Raw genomic sequence first — 14,096 nt, 5'->3', positions numbered from 1 at the left:
AATCATTCTTGTAAAGAATATCGTATTTAGATAGAAATATAAGTTATCGAACTTTAAAAACAATAGGAAGCGTGTAATTTATATCTATCGGAGTATTTTCTATTTCTCCAGGTTTCATGTTAGGAAGTAATTTTATTACTCTTTTTGCTTCTTCAGTGAGTTTTTGATGTGGAGCTCTAACTCTTGTTTTGGTAACATTTCCATCTTTGCTAATAGTAAATACCACATAAATTTTTTGAACTCCACGTAAGTTTAGTGTAGTCGCAAGTTCAGCGTTAAAGTTTTCGCCAACATGCTTACTGATGTTGGTTGACATACATTTTTTTAAGTCTTTATTGGTAGTTTTAGATTCACACCCTGGATATACAATATATTTTTCTGGACCACTAAAAGGAATTCTTTTAGGTTCGTAATTTGGTAAGGGAATTAATTTTTTGTTATCTCTGTCAATCTTTAAATATAAATAGTCATTGAAAATAGATTTATTACGAGTTAATTTTGGACTTGGTTTAAAAGGTAAGTCTTCCAACGAAAAACTCAAATCTATCTCAAAAAACTTCAATTCTGTTTCGTGAAATTTTAAAAAAGATTTTTCTGTGTCCAGATTTCTATCTCGAAAAAATAATTTAGTATCCATGAAGATAATATCTTGTTTGGTATGCTGCATTACCTTTTCTATATCGGAAGTTGATAACGCTTCAAAAGCAGCATTTAGTAGCTTTTCATTCGAACATTTATAACGACTTTCGGCATCTTCGCAACCTTCAGCATACTCAGAATCTGGAGTTGCCATTGATTGTTGAGTATAAATGAGTTCGCCATCTTGGGCTTTACAAATAAATGTTGTCACACATACTAATGCTGTGAAAAAAACTTTTTTCATATTGTTTATGGATTTTCGTATAATTTGAGAATGAAAATTAAATCGCAACGGCACCTTTAATACGCGGATGATGCTTATAATTCACCAATTCGAAATCTTCAAAAGTAAAGTCGAAAATACTCTTAATTTCTGGATTTATTTTCATGGTCGGAAGCGGATGCGGTTCACGCGTCAATTGTAATTCTACTTGCTCAAAATGATTGCTGTAAATATGCGCATCACCAAACGTATGTATAAAGTCTCCGTATTCGTATCCGCAAACTTTTGCCATCATCATCGTTAATAACGCATACGAAGCAATATTAAAAGGAACACCTAAAAATACATCGGCACTTCGTTGGTATAATTGACATGATAATTTCCCGTCAGCTACATAAAATTGAAAAAAAGCATGACATGGAGGCAAAGCTGCTTTTCCATTTGCTACGTTTTCACTGAATGAAATTTTGGTATTTGGTAGCACACTTGGATTCCATGCAGAAACCATCATACGTCTGCTATTTGGATTGTTTTTTAAAGTTTCAATCACTTCTGAGAGTTGATCGATACTTTCACTATTCCAATTACGCCATTGATGCCCGTATACAGGACCTAAATCGCCATTTTCATCTGCCCATTCATTCCAAATACGTACGCCATTATCTTGAAGATATTTGATGTTTGTATCACCTTTTATAAACCATAACAATTCATGAATGATTGACTTTAAGTGCAGTTTCTTCGTAGTCACCATAGGAAAACCTTCGCTGAGGTCGAAACGCATTTGATAGCCAAACACACTTTTTGTTCCAGTTCCTGTACGATCTCCTTTTTCATTTCCTTCTGCTAATACGTGCTTTACAAGATCTAAATATTGTCTCATGATGATTTCTGTTTTATAGTGATGCTATACAAATTTGTAGTGAACTCGTGTAAACGAGTTTGGATTGTAAAAATAAAAAAAACGCTTTGATTCTACACCAAAGCGTTTGTATTTTATCAATAGGTTATTAACTATACTTAGCCAATAATCATTCCTGCTATTGTTGCGGAAATTAGTGAAGCAATTGTTCCTCCAATTAAAGCTTTCATTCCAAATTCGGACAATGTTTTCCGTTGCCCTGGAGCGAGCGAACCAATTCCACCAATTTGAATTCCAATAGAAGCAAAGTTAGCAAAACCACATAACATATAGGTTGCCATAATAATAGATTTGTTATATACTAAGTGTCCTGCATTTTCAGGGTTTATCATGCCAGATAACTGAATGTATCCTATAAATTCACTTGCGGCTAGTTTTACACCTAATAGTTGTCCCATTTGCATCATATCTTCCGTAGCAACACCAATCAACCACATTAATGGTGAAAATATAGTTCCTAGTATGGCTTCTAATGAAAATCGTGTGTATGATGTATGTTCAGCCATCCAACTATTCAATGAAGTTACATCGCCAATCCATCCAAAGATTCCATTAATCATAGCGATAAACGCTACAAATACCAATAACATGGCACCAACATTTACAGCTAGTTTTAAACCTTCTGTCGTTCCGTTAGAAATAGCATCTAAAATATTAGAACCAATCTTTTCTTGTGATACTTCAACGTCATTGTTAATTTTTTCTGTTTGCGGATATAGTATTTTAGAAATTACAATCGCGCCTGGTGCTGCCATTACAGAAGCTGCCAACAAGTGTTTTGCATAGAAAAGTCGTTCTACAGGATCATCACCACCTAAAAAGCCAATATACGCAGCTAATACGGCACCGGCAACAGTTGCCATTCCACCAACCATGACGAGTAAAATTTCCGAACGCGTCATTTTTTCTAAATAGGCTTTTATTAATAATGGAGCTTCTGTTTGTCCTAAAAAGATATTTCCGGCAACGGATAAACTTTCTGCACCAGAAATTCCTAAGATTTTAGTCAACACCATTGCCATTCCTTTTACAATCTTTTGAATGATTCCTAAGTAGAATAATACAGAAGATAAAGCAGAGAAAAATATGATGGTTGGCAATACTTGAAACGCAAAGATGAATCCGTACGAACTTACGTCCATCACACCGCTGAATAGAAATTCACTTCCAGCTCTTGTATAGTCGAGAATGTTGATGAATACTTGTCCAACACTTTCAAAAACGGTTTGTACAAAACCAACTTTTAGTACCGCAATGGCAATTAATAATTGAACCGCCAATCCAATACCAACGGTTTTCCAATTGATGGCTTTTCTATTGTTACTAAATAAAAATGAAATTAAAATAAGTGAAAGCATTCCTAAAATTCCACGCCAAATACTTGAAAATGAAAATCCTTGACTGGCTTTAATTTCACTTTTTACTTTGTCTAGCGAAACGTAGTCTGGATGCGTTGAGTTGATGAATTTATAGATTTGATTTCCGCCTTTTTTTAGTGTGAGTACTTGAGGTGTTTCTTCAATAACCTCAAAGTAAACATCAATATTTTGAGGAGCTTTTTGTTTAAATACAATTAAATTATTGTTTCGTAACCAATATCCTTTGTTGTAATTACCATCAAAGATATTCTCATACGATCCATTATCATTTAAAGATAGAAAGTCTTTTCCTTTGGTAAATTCTACTACTTGCTTGATGCTGTCAGGAAACTTTGCAAGGTCTTCATAAATTGTATTGCTAGAAAGTTGCCAATTAGCACCTGTAGTTTTTTCGACTGTTTCTTTTGTAAAATGATATGAAATACCTTTTTCTTTAAAAACTAATGTAGAATCGGTAAGCGAAGTAATTTTGTATTTACGAATCGTGTCTGTTGGCTGATTGTAATAAAAAACCAATAAATTGTTTTGATGAATATAATCTCCGCTGGCGTTTAAGTTATTTTTTGCTGCAAGTTGATATTGAAACTCTCCTGCATGTAACGTAAGTTTGTCAGCATTTGTGATGGGAATAATACTGTTGCTTTGCGCATTTTGGATGCTGCTAAAATTCCATTGTCCATCAATTCCAGTCTCTTGAGCGCTTAAACTAAAAAGCACACAAAATACTGCGATAATACTTGCTACAAATTTCTGCATTTTAATAGGTGTTTTATTTTTTGTCTTCCTCTCTGTTAGAGATTTCATCTCGAAGTCTGGCTGCTTTTTCGTAATCTTCATCCGCCACAGCACCATCTAGCATATTGTATAGTTCTTGAAGCGACAGCGATGTTAACGTATTATCAGCAGGACTTTCGACCATGTCCATATCTTCGTCAGTATCATCTGTAAACAATTCGTCTACTACAATACTTTCTTTTTCGGTTTCTTCTTCCTCTTCTTTTGAAGTCAATTTCAAGAAAATACCTGCTTTGTCTAGAATCGTTTTATACGTAAAAATAGGTGCGTCAAAACGAAGTGCTAAAGCTATGGCATCGGAAGTACGTGCATCAATAATTTCTTCTATTTTATCGCGTTCGCAGATAATACTTGAGTAAAATACGCCATCCACAAGTTTGTGGATAATGACTTGTTTTACAACCACATCAAACCGATCGGCGAAATTTTTGAAAAGATCGTGCGTTAATGGTCTTGGTGGTTTGATCTCTTTTTCGAGTGCAATGGCAATTGATTGTGCTTCAAAAGCGCCAATTACTATTGGTAATTTACGGTCTCCATCAACTTCATTCAAAATCAACGCGTAGGCTCCGTTTTGTGTTTGGCTGTATGAAATCCCCTTTATATTTAGTTTTACTAAACTCATTTGTTTCTGAAATGCATTCACATAAAAAAAGGCTGTCTAAAAAGGGTTTACCGATTTTAGACAGCCCTTAGTTGGGCACAATTTAGCAAAAATTATGCGTTATTTGCTTTAAATTCTTTCAATTTTTCGATTAGCTGTGGAACTACTTCAAAAGCGTCTCCTACAACACCGTAATCTGCTGCTTTGAAGAAAGGAGCTTCTGGATCTGTATTGATAACAACTTTTACTTTAGAAGCGTTGATTCCAGCTAAATGCTGAATAGCTCCAGAGATTCCGATAGCAATATATAAGTTAGATGCTACTGGCTTTCCTGTTTGTCCAACGTGTTCTGCATGTGGTCTCCACCCTAAGTCAGAAACTGGTTTAGAACATGCAGTTGCAGCGCCTAAAACATCTGCTAACTCTTCTACCATTCCCCAGTTTTCTGGACCTTTTAATCCTCTACCAGCAGAAACTACTACATCTGCATCGGCGATTGTTACTTTTCCAGTTACTTTATCAACTGAATCTACTTTTACACCAAATAATGAATCGTCTAAATTTGGAGCAAAAGCTTCTGCAGCAGCGGCACCAGAATTTTCAACCAATCCGAATGCATTATTAGAAACACCCACAACTTTTACGTCTGAGTTGATTTCTGTCATATTGAATGCTTTGTTTGTAAAAGCTGTTCTTTTTACTGTAAAAGGACTTGTGCTTGTTGGAGCAGTTACAACATTAGAAGCATAACCTGCCTGTAAGTTTACAGCCAAAATTGGCGCTAATGTTTTGCTATCTGCGCTTGAGCTTACAATAATAACTTTAGCTTCTTCGTTAGTTGCTGCTTGATGTAGTGTAGATGCATACGCTTTTGCGTTGAAATCTTTTAGAGAATCTGCAGATACATTTAATACCTTATCAACTCCATAGTTTCCTAACTCGGCAGTATCATCTGCGTTAATAGCAACAGCTGTTACTGTTGTTCCTAATTGATTTGCAACTTCTTTTGCATACGAAGCAACTTCAAAAGCTGTTTTTTTAAATTTTCCTTGATCTGATTCTGTATATACTAAAACTGACATAATTTTTCTTTAAAATTTTTCCTGAATTTGATTCAGGATCTGAATTAAATAATTGAAATATTAATAGATGATTAAATTACTTTTGCTTCGTTGTGCAATAAGTTAACTAGTTCATCAATATTTCCTGCATCTACTAACTTAACAGCTCCTTTTGGTGCAGGTTTTTCAAATTTTACAGCCGAAGTTTCTTTAGCTGCATCTACAGCGTCAATTACATTTAGCGGTTTTTTACGCGCCATCATAATTCCTCTCATGTTTGGAATACGAAGATCACTTTCTTCTACCAAACCTTTTTGTCCAGCAATCACTAATGGAAGTACTGTTTTTGAAGTTTCTTTTCCACCATCAATTTCTCGCATAGCGGTTGCAGCAGTTCCTTCAATTTCTAGACCGATACAATTATTAATAAAATTAGCGCTTGTTAATTCTGCTAACATTCCAGGAACCATTCCTCCATTATAATCAATAGATTCTCTTCCTGCAATCACTAAATCGTATCCACCACTTTCTACAACAGCAGCCAATTGTTTAGCAACAAAAAATCCGTCTGTTGCTTCTGCGTTCACACGGATTGCTTTATCAGCTCCAATAGCTAATGCTTTACGTAATGTTGGTTCAGTTTCTGCGCCTCCTACATTTACTACATCTACAGATGCGCCTTGCTTTTCTTTGAACCACATAGCACGTGTTAATCCAAACTCATCATTTGGGTTAATTACAAATTGTACACCAGTGGTATCAAACTTAGTATCTCCTTCAGTAAAATTGATCTTTGAAGTAGTGTCAGGAACATGACTAATACATACTAATATCTTCATCGGTATTATATATTTTTAGTGTTTTTTTAAATTTTTTACGAAGATACATATAATTTCTATAAAAGTACTATGCATGCATAGTAAAATTTAATTATTTTTTATTTTTTGATTATTTTCTTGAATTATTCATAATCTAAAAGCGTTTTGAAGTATAATTATTCACATTTTTATAATAAACAGTGCTAATGTCTTTTTTTAATTTGATTGAAATTTCTTTCAGACATAATTTTGATTCAATTTTATCCATAAATAAAAGTTGAAAAGCAATAACTTTTTTCGTGTTGAAAACATAGAAGATTTTCAAAGAGTTCATGGTTTTGCTAAAGAAATCATAAAAAAGGACGTCTTTATGAAATGTTTGATACTGTAAACCTCATTTTTAGAATTAATTGTTATTTTTGTTTTTCACTTTTTTAAAATAATAATAATTGTATGAAAACAATACAGTTTAGAGAAGCGGTAGCTGAAGCTATGAGCGAGGAAATGCGAACAGACGAAAGCATTTACTTAATGGGAGAAGAAGTTGCCGAATATAATGGAGCATACAAAGCTTCAAAAGGTATGCTTGATGAGTTTGGAGCTGATAGAGTTATCGATACTCCAATTGCAGAGCTAGGTTTTGCTGGTATTGGTGTGGGTTCTGCTATGGGAGGAAACAGACCAATTATTGAATTCATGACCTTTAACTTTGCATTGGTAGGAATAGATCAAATCATAAATAATGCTGCGAAAATGCGTCAAATGTCTGGAGGACAATTAAATATTCCAATTGTATTTCGTGGGCCTACAGCTTCTGCTGGACAATTAGCAGCAACGCATTCACAAGCATTTGAAAGCTGGTTTGCAAATTGCCCAGGTCTAAAAGTTGTTGTTCCTTCAAATGTATACGATGCAAAAGGATTATTAAAAACTGCAATTAGAGATGACGATCCAGTAATTTTTATGGAGTCTGAGCAAATGTATGGAGATAAAGGTGAAGTACCAGAAGGAGAATATACCATTCCATTAGGTGTTGCAGATATTAAGAGAGAAGGAACAGATGTAACAGTTGTTTCTTTTGGGAAAATTATCAAAGAAGCTTACAAAGCAGCAGACGAATTAGCAAAAGTAGGAATTTCTTGTGAAGTTATTGATTTACGTACGATTCGTCCAATGGATCACGACGCCATTATAAATTCAGTAAAGAAAACAAATAGATTGGTAATCTTAGAAGAAGCATGGCCGTTTGGAAATGTTTCTACAGAAATTGTATACCAAGTACAAGCGCAAGCGTTTGACTACTTAGATGCACCAATTCAAAAAATAAATACAGCAGATACACCAGCGCCATATTCTCCAGTATTATTGGAAGAATGGTTGCCAAATAAAAATGATGTTATCAACGCTGTAAAGAAAGTTATGTACAAGTAAATTTGTACATTTAACATCATAAAAACTTCATCGGCATGTTTGTTGATGAAGTTTTTGTTTTTAAAAAGATAAAAATTTGAAGACTACAGTATATTGTTTTTTAGCCATTTTATTCTGTTACACAGGTTTTGCCCAAACTAAAGTAAGCGGAGTAATTAAAGATTCATCAGGCGAGCCAGTACCTTTCGCCAATGTGGTATTTAAAAATTCCATTGAAGGAACTATAAGTAATGAAGACGGTCGATTTTATTTAGAGTCAGACAAAACTTATAAAGTAGTCGTCTTTTCTTTTGTAGGATATGCCACAAAAGAAGTGAATCTGACCAAAAAGGTCAATTATAAAATGGAAATCACCTTAGAAGAAGGTGAGAAGTTGAAAGCTGTTGTAATTGTTTCAGGGAAGCAACCCAAAAAGAACAATCCTGCAATCGATATTCTTCGTAAAATTTGGAAACGAAAGCGGTTCAATGGTGTTCGACAATTCAAACAATATGCGTACGATAAGTACGAAAAAGTAGAGTTTGATTTAAATACAATTGATAGCGCTATGATGAAAAGTAGGCTATTTAGAGGTATGGAATTCATCTTCAAAGAAATTGATACTTCAAGAATTACAGGAAAGACGTATTTGCCAATTTTTATCAATGAAGCAGTTTCAAAAGTATACGGAGATAACGTCAGAAATAAGCAAAAAGAAGATTTAATAGGAAATAGAAATTCTGGTTTTAGTAGCAACGAAACCATTACTTCTTTTATCAAAGATTTATATGCTGAGTATGATATTTATGATAACTATTTAAAGTTCTTTGATAAGAGTTTTACAAGTCCATTATCGCGTACAGGAATTAATACATACAACTATGTTTTAGCAGATACAGCTTATATTGATAACAAACTTTGTTATAATATTATTTACTACCCAAGGCGAAAAAACGAACTGACTTTTAAAGGTGATTTTTGGGTGAACGATTCTACATTTGCTATTAAAAAAATAAACCTTCAAGCTAGTAAAAGCGCCAATATTAACTGGGTAAAAGAAATTTATATAGAACAAGAGTTTGACGTGTTAAATGATTCAGTTTTCTTGCTGAAACGTGATTATATGTTATCTGATTTTGCTCTAAACAAAAAAGAAAAATCGAAAGGTGTTTACGGAAAACGAACAACACTTTATGATAATTATGTATTTGACGAAGAGAAACCTTCTGATTTTTATAGCAAAGAGATCAATCCGTTTAATGAAGAAATTTATGAACGCGACGATGAATTTTGGGATGCAAACCGAATGGAAAAGCTGAACAAGGACGAGAAAGGTGTCTATAAAATGTTGGATACACTTAAAACGGTTCCAAAGTTTAAACGTTTGTATAGTTTAGCGTCTATCTTGGCTTCTGGTTATGTAGAATTTGATAAATACAATATTGACTACGGACCAATTTTTTCTACGTTCGGATTTAATGATGTAGAAGGTATTAGACTTCGTGCAGGTGGAAGAACGTATTTTGGACCAAACGATAAATGGCGTGTTGAAGGTTATGGAGCATATGGTTTTAAAGACAACAAGTTCAAATATGGAATCTCTGGAAAGTGGTTACTCAATCCCAAAAATAGATTAATTATCTCTGCAGGAAACCGTAGGGATGTTGAACAAACAGGTGTAAGCTTAACAACCAATGATGACGTTTTAGGGAGAAGTTTTGCTTCATCGGCATTATTTGCTAATGGAAATAGTGATCGATTAACAAACATAAACTTAACCACATTTGGCTTGCAAATGGAGCCTTGGAAAAATGTAACCTTAAGTTTAGGAAGTTCATATAAAACAACAAGATCTGCTTCTCCAAATACATTTAGTTTATCATATATTGATCCAGAATCTCCAACAGGAATTGCAGATGAATTACGACAGTCGGAAATAAATTTTGCAATTGATATTACACCAGGTAGAAAAACGATTCGCCATGGTGTAGAACGTAAAATTGTAAATGATGATTTCCCTCGAATTTTCTTAAAATACAGTAGAGGTGTAGAAGGATTATTGAGTAGTGATTTCAATTATTCAAGAGTTCAGTTATTCTACAGACAACCATTTCAGTTAGGTGGTTTTGGACGCACATTTGCAACCTTAGAAGCAGGAAAAACTTATGGCGATGTTCCTCTTAGTTTATTGAGTGTAGTACCAGGAAATCAAGCGTATTTTTCTATTTATAATGCATTCTCGCAATTAAACTATTATGAGTTTGTTACTGATACGTATGCATCACTTCATATTGAACATAATTTTAACGGACGGATCTTTTCAAGAATTCCATTATTACGTAAACTTAATTTAAGAGAAATTGTTGGAATTCGTGGTGTTTGGGGAGAAATCTCTAATGAAAATGTAGCTTTAAATGTACCCGCATTTCAAAGCCTGCCATTTAGTAGTATTACACCAAATGGAATTGCGCCTAATAAAGAAATCTATTGGGAATATTCACTTGGTATAGGAAATATTTTTAAAGTCTTTAGAATTGATTTTAACTTTAGAGGAAACTACAAAAATAATATAGACGCGCGACAATTTGGAGTCACAGGCGCATTCGGATTCCATTTTTAGATACTACAATACATTTATAAAATATTTAAACGGTCATAATTGTAAAATTATGACCGTTTTTTGGTTTTTAGTATGAAACGTTTCATACTAAAGAGACTGAAAACTACAAATGATCTATTTTAAACTAGGAAAGAAGAATAGAGGTTTAATTGATTGAAAACTAAGTGTTTTGAGTTGTGTTCTTTTGGTTAGATTGAAGTCGTTTTTGCGCAATCACGACTTTTTACTGTTGGAAAAGCATGATTTGACTGATACATTTGGATCATTATTAATTTTAAAATTTAAACATTATGAAGAAAAGAAACCTTAAAAGTTTAAAGCTTAACAAGAAACCGATTTCTAACCTTAAAGGAGGTCGTCCTCTAGCACAAACAAATGAAGCTCCTTCATGTGGAGGAGGATGTGTAAGCGGATTTGATATACAAACTGTATGTTATGTTGAATGTTGGGGGTAAAAAAATCCTGCATATTTTAAGAAGCCATTTCAAAACTCATTGAAATGGTTTTTTTATTGAAACAGAAGTCGTTTTTGCGCAATCACGACTTTTCATTGTTGGAAAAGCATGATTTGACTGATACATTTGGATCATTATTAATTTGAAATTTAAACATTATGAAGAAAAGAAAAGTAAATGCATTGTCGTTAAACAAGAAGATGGTTTCTAACTTAAGTAGAAATGAAGTAACAGGTGGTTGGTTTTCATATTTCTGCCCAGGAACTAATGATACAAATTGTGATACAGGTTCACAATCTTGTGATGTAGAATGTGGAGGTGCAAGTAACATTTGTCCAACAGATATATTAGGGCAATGTGGAGCGTCTCAAAAAAACACTTGTGGAGAAACTTGTGTGTTTTGTCAGTAGTAACTCAATAAAAAAGTAAAAGAGACTGAATCTAATGACTGCTATTTAGATTCAGTCTCTTTATTTTATATTACTAATTATTTTGTAGTGAATCGCCTGTACGTGTTTCTACAGTATTAGTTGGTGTGCAAGTGTTAAATTCGTCAGTTCGATTATAACATTCAGTATTGGCACACGAATTAGGACCTATAGTTACATCATTGATTTCAGTAGTAACTACTCCACAAGCGTTATCATTTGTAATAACACCACCTTTAATGCTAAGTGTATGTGCCAATTTTGCAACTTTAAACTTTTTAAGATCTAATTTTTTATATTTTTTCATGAGTGATATGTATAATTTATGTGATTAAAAATTAATTTTAAATAGTGCGTGATACATAGGTTTCTATATCGTCTTTGCGCAATCACGACTTACTTTCATTGTTTTTATTAGTGCTTTTTTCTTCATTTGAATCATTATTAATTCTAAAATTTAATCATTATGTTAAAAAGTATTTCGAACATCAAAGGTGTAAAAACACTTGACAAGTCTGAACAAAAAGAAGTAAACGGAGGTTGGGTTTCATATCCAGGAGATTCTTGGGGAGATGAATGCCCGTGGAATATGACAATGAATTGTTTTGGAAGGTGTACAATGTTTCCAGTTTGTTAAAAAATAAATTAAAGCTTAACTAAGGTCGGAATTCTTTTCGACCTTTTTTTCAAATTTGAAAAATAGATTAGAATTAGTAATATGTGTACAAGAGTAGAATTTATTCATTCTAACTTAACTAATAGAGATTTTGTTTTACGTATTATCAGTGAATCTTATTAATGAATCACCAGTACGTGTTTCTATAGTACCTTGATTTTGACAAGTCTCAAATTCGTAAGTTTGATTATTACATACTCCATTATCACATGAATACAAACCAATAGTTATACATGGAGTTCCTTCTGTATTAAGAAATTCACAACTAACATTTGTTGTTATAATGCCTCCTATAAGATGTACGGTGTCTGTAAGTTTGACAATACTTAGTTTTTTAAGGTTTAATTTTTTATGCTTTTTCATATAATATATTTACAGTTTATATACTTTAAAACTAGCTTTAAATATTAAGCGACACAAAATATTATAAGTCGTAATTGCGCAAATACGACTTGTAAACTAAGTTGTTAACTATTTAATTTATTTAAGTTTTTGATATAAAAAGAAGGGTAAATGCCTGTGCGTTTTTTAAAAGCTTTAGCGAAAGATTCGGAAGTATTGAATCCTAACTCTTCTGCAATTGATTTAATATCGTATGCTCTAAATTTAGAATCATTTTTTAATTGTACCAAGGCATAATCAATTCTTAGATCTGTAATATATTGTACAAACTTTTTCTTCTTATGAACTTGTAGTGTTTTGGATAAATACGTTTTGTTTGTGTGTGTTTTCTTAGCAACAAAATTAATATTGCAATTTTTATGTAGAAACAGTTTTTTCTCTTCAAACTTCTGTAAACCAAGTAAAATTTTCTCAACAGTTTCGTCATTAATAGTAGTAGGTTTTGCAGTACGCTTTTCTTCAACTGTGTTTTCTTCTTTTTTTAATTCTTCTAAAATAGTATCGAAACTCTTTTTGTTTTTTTGGATGCGTCTTCTATACAAGAAAATGCTTAAAATCAATAACGCAATTAAGCCTATACTTATAAAAAGTAAGGTCTTTGATAATTGCTTCTGCTTTGTTGATTGGTTTTTAAGTTGATTAATTTTATCTTTTAAAGAAGGAATGTCGTATTGTTTGGATAATATTTCTAAAATTTCACGAGCCGTTTGATCGTTTTTAATGTTCTTTTCTCTAAGACGATTATAATATTTTATAGCATTCTTCGGATCATTTTTTTCCTCATAGCATTTTGCTAGTAAAATGTAAGTTTCTTCAAAAAAAGGAGTTGATATTTTTTCTTTTTCAGCAAGTGAATCTGCTTTAAGTAAGTATTCAATGGCTCTGTCATACTTTTTGGTTAAATAAAAATTTTTCCCTGTATATATTTGAAGTATTGGCAATTGGTTAAGGGAAGAAGACTTCTTAAGTTGCTTTTTGGCCATCGTTAAATATTGATAAGCCTCATGGTAATTTCCTTGCTTTTGAAGAATAATGCCTTTTCTTGTTAAAAAAGAAGTATTAATTTCTAAATCATTTTCTTTCGTACTTCCCTTTAAGCCTCTTTCATTATAAAAAGTGGCAGAATCTAAATATGCTTCTTTAAACTTGGGATAGTCTTCTGATAGATGTGTATACGCACTGCCAAGATTGTTAAGCGTATTTAGATAATTAAGTTTGTGCTTGATTTTTGCATTATTATTTTGTTCAAAAAAAGCATGATTTTCTTTAAAATGATCGAGCGCTTGTTTTCGTTGTCCAATTTGATTTTTAACTAATCCGACAGCGTTTGAAATAGCAACTAATTTATATTTTTTATCAGTGTTTTTAATAAGTTCATATGCTTTTGTATAACAAGCTATGGCTTGATGAAATTTTCTTGAATTATAAAAAATAACACCTTTCTTATACATTCCGCTTGCATAACTTGCAGAATCATTGATTTTAGCGGATTTTGAAATATAAGTGTCTATAAAATGGTGTGCGCTATCTTGTTGACTCATCGCATCATATACAATAGCATTAAAAAATGCTCCAAGTGTTATTTCCTTCTCATTTTGCTCTGCAATAGCCTTTTTATAGTATGCTGCTGCTATTTTTTTAGTTTCTTTTATATCTGAAGAACG

Annotated in this window: 14 protein-coding genes; 5 read left to right on the top strand and 9 right to left on the bottom strand. The window is 32.7% G+C overall.

Annotated elements, in window-relative coordinates:
• Window positions 1–43 precede the first annotated feature (43 nt).
• From ACRBBL_RS15120 to ACRBBL_RS15095, 6 genes are all read right to left on the bottom strand, one after another.
• A complete protein-coding gene (locus ACRBBL_RS15120; protein WP_431369908.1) occupies window positions 44–883 on the bottom strand; it encodes an energy transducer TonB in 840 nt (279 codons plus the stop codon).
• A gap of 37 nt (window positions 884–920) precedes the next feature.
• Window positions 921–1,745: a thymidylate synthase gene (locus ACRBBL_RS15115; protein WP_431369907.1), complete on the bottom strand. Its 825-nt coding sequence runs from the start codon at window positions 1,743–1,745 to the stop codon at window positions 921–923.
• Between the two features lie 137 nt (window positions 1,746–1,882).
• Window positions 1,883–3,919, bottom strand: coding sequence for a NupC/NupG family nucleoside CNT transporter (locus ACRBBL_RS15110; RefSeq protein ID WP_431369906.1), 2,037 nt, complete (start codon window positions 3,917–3,919; stop codon window positions 1,883–1,885).
• Between the two features lie 13 nt (window positions 3,920–3,932).
• On the bottom strand, window positions 3,933–4,583 hold the full coding sequence (locus ACRBBL_RS15105) for a bifunctional nuclease domain-containing protein (protein WP_431369905.1): 651 nt from the start codon (window positions 4,581–4,583) through the stop codon (window positions 3,933–3,935).
• Window positions 4,584–4,675: 92 nt separating this feature from the next.
• Entirely contained in the window at window positions 4,676–5,644 is a 969-nt protein-coding gene (locus ACRBBL_RS15100; protein WP_431369904.1) for an electron transfer flavoprotein subunit alpha/FixB family protein, read from the bottom strand.
• 71 nt (window positions 5,645–5,715) lie between these two features.
• Window positions 5,716–6,462 (bottom strand): electron transfer flavoprotein subunit beta/FixA family protein, encoded by a 747-nt coding sequence (locus ACRBBL_RS15095; protein WP_431369903.1) that lies wholly within the window; start codon window positions 6,460–6,462, stop codon window positions 5,716–5,718.
• Between the two features lie 432 nt (window positions 6,463–6,894).
• Here ACRBBL_RS15095 and ACRBBL_RS15090 point away from each other — a divergent pair, with 432 nt between their 5' ends.
• The 4 genes from ACRBBL_RS15090 (at window position 6,895) to ACRBBL_RS15075 (ending at window position 11,336) form a co-directional block, all read left to right on the top strand.
• Window positions 6,895–7,872, top strand: coding sequence for a pyruvate dehydrogenase complex E1 component subunit beta (locus ACRBBL_RS15090; protein ID WP_431369902.1), 978 nt, complete (start codon window positions 6,895–6,897; stop codon window positions 7,870–7,872).
• A 76-nt stretch (window positions 7,873–7,948) separates the two neighbouring features.
• Complete coding sequence (locus tag ACRBBL_RS15085) at window positions 7,949–10,471, top strand: DUF5686 family protein (protein ID WP_431369901.1); 2,523 nt, start codon at window positions 7,949–7,951, stop codon at window positions 10,469–10,471.
• 290 nt (window positions 10,472–10,761) lie between these two features.
• Window positions 10,762–10,926: a hypothetical protein gene (locus tag ACRBBL_RS15080; protein WP_431369900.1), complete on the top strand. Its 165-nt coding sequence runs from the start codon at window positions 10,762–10,764 to the stop codon at window positions 10,924–10,926.
• 158 nt (window positions 10,927–11,084) lie between these two features.
• On the top strand, window positions 11,085–11,336 hold the full coding sequence (locus ACRBBL_RS15075; RefSeq protein WP_431369899.1) for a hypothetical protein: 252 nt from the start codon (window positions 11,085–11,087) through the stop codon (window positions 11,334–11,336).
• Window positions 11,337–11,409: 73 nt separating this feature from the next.
• Here ACRBBL_RS15075 and ACRBBL_RS15070 read toward each other — a convergent pair whose 3' ends face one another.
• Complete coding sequence (locus ACRBBL_RS15070; RefSeq protein ID WP_431369898.1) at window positions 11,410–11,661, bottom strand: hypothetical protein; 252 nt, start codon at window positions 11,659–11,661, stop codon at window positions 11,410–11,412.
• Between the two features lie 159 nt (window positions 11,662–11,820).
• Here ACRBBL_RS15070 and ACRBBL_RS15065 point away from each other — a divergent pair, with 159 nt between their 5' ends.
• Window positions 11,821–11,991, top strand: a complete 171-nt coding sequence (locus ACRBBL_RS15065; RefSeq protein WP_431369897.1) for a hypothetical protein — start codon at window positions 11,821–11,823, stop codon at window positions 11,989–11,991.
• Between the two features lie 135 nt (window positions 11,992–12,126).
• Here the strand turns inward: ACRBBL_RS15065 and ACRBBL_RS15060 are convergent, their stop codons facing one another.
• Together ACRBBL_RS15060 and ACRBBL_RS15055 are read right to left on the bottom strand one after the other, a co-directional pair.
• Window positions 12,127–12,393, bottom strand: coding sequence for a hypothetical protein (locus tag ACRBBL_RS15060; RefSeq protein ID WP_431369896.1), 267 nt, complete (start codon window positions 12,391–12,393; stop codon window positions 12,127–12,129).
• Window positions 12,394–12,497: 104 nt separating this feature from the next.
• On the bottom strand, window positions 12,498–14,096 hold a 1,599-nt coding region (locus ACRBBL_RS15055), incomplete at its 5' end, for a helix-turn-helix domain-containing protein (protein ID WP_431369895.1).

It is taken from the genome of Kordia sp. (assembly GCF_050633145.1).
GTDB lineage: Bacteria > Bacteroidota > Bacteroidia > Flavobacteriales > Flavobacteriaceae > Kordia.
The sequence above is the reverse complement of the archived record's forward strand: the minus strand, read 5'-3'. Positions and strand labels throughout refer to the sequence as shown.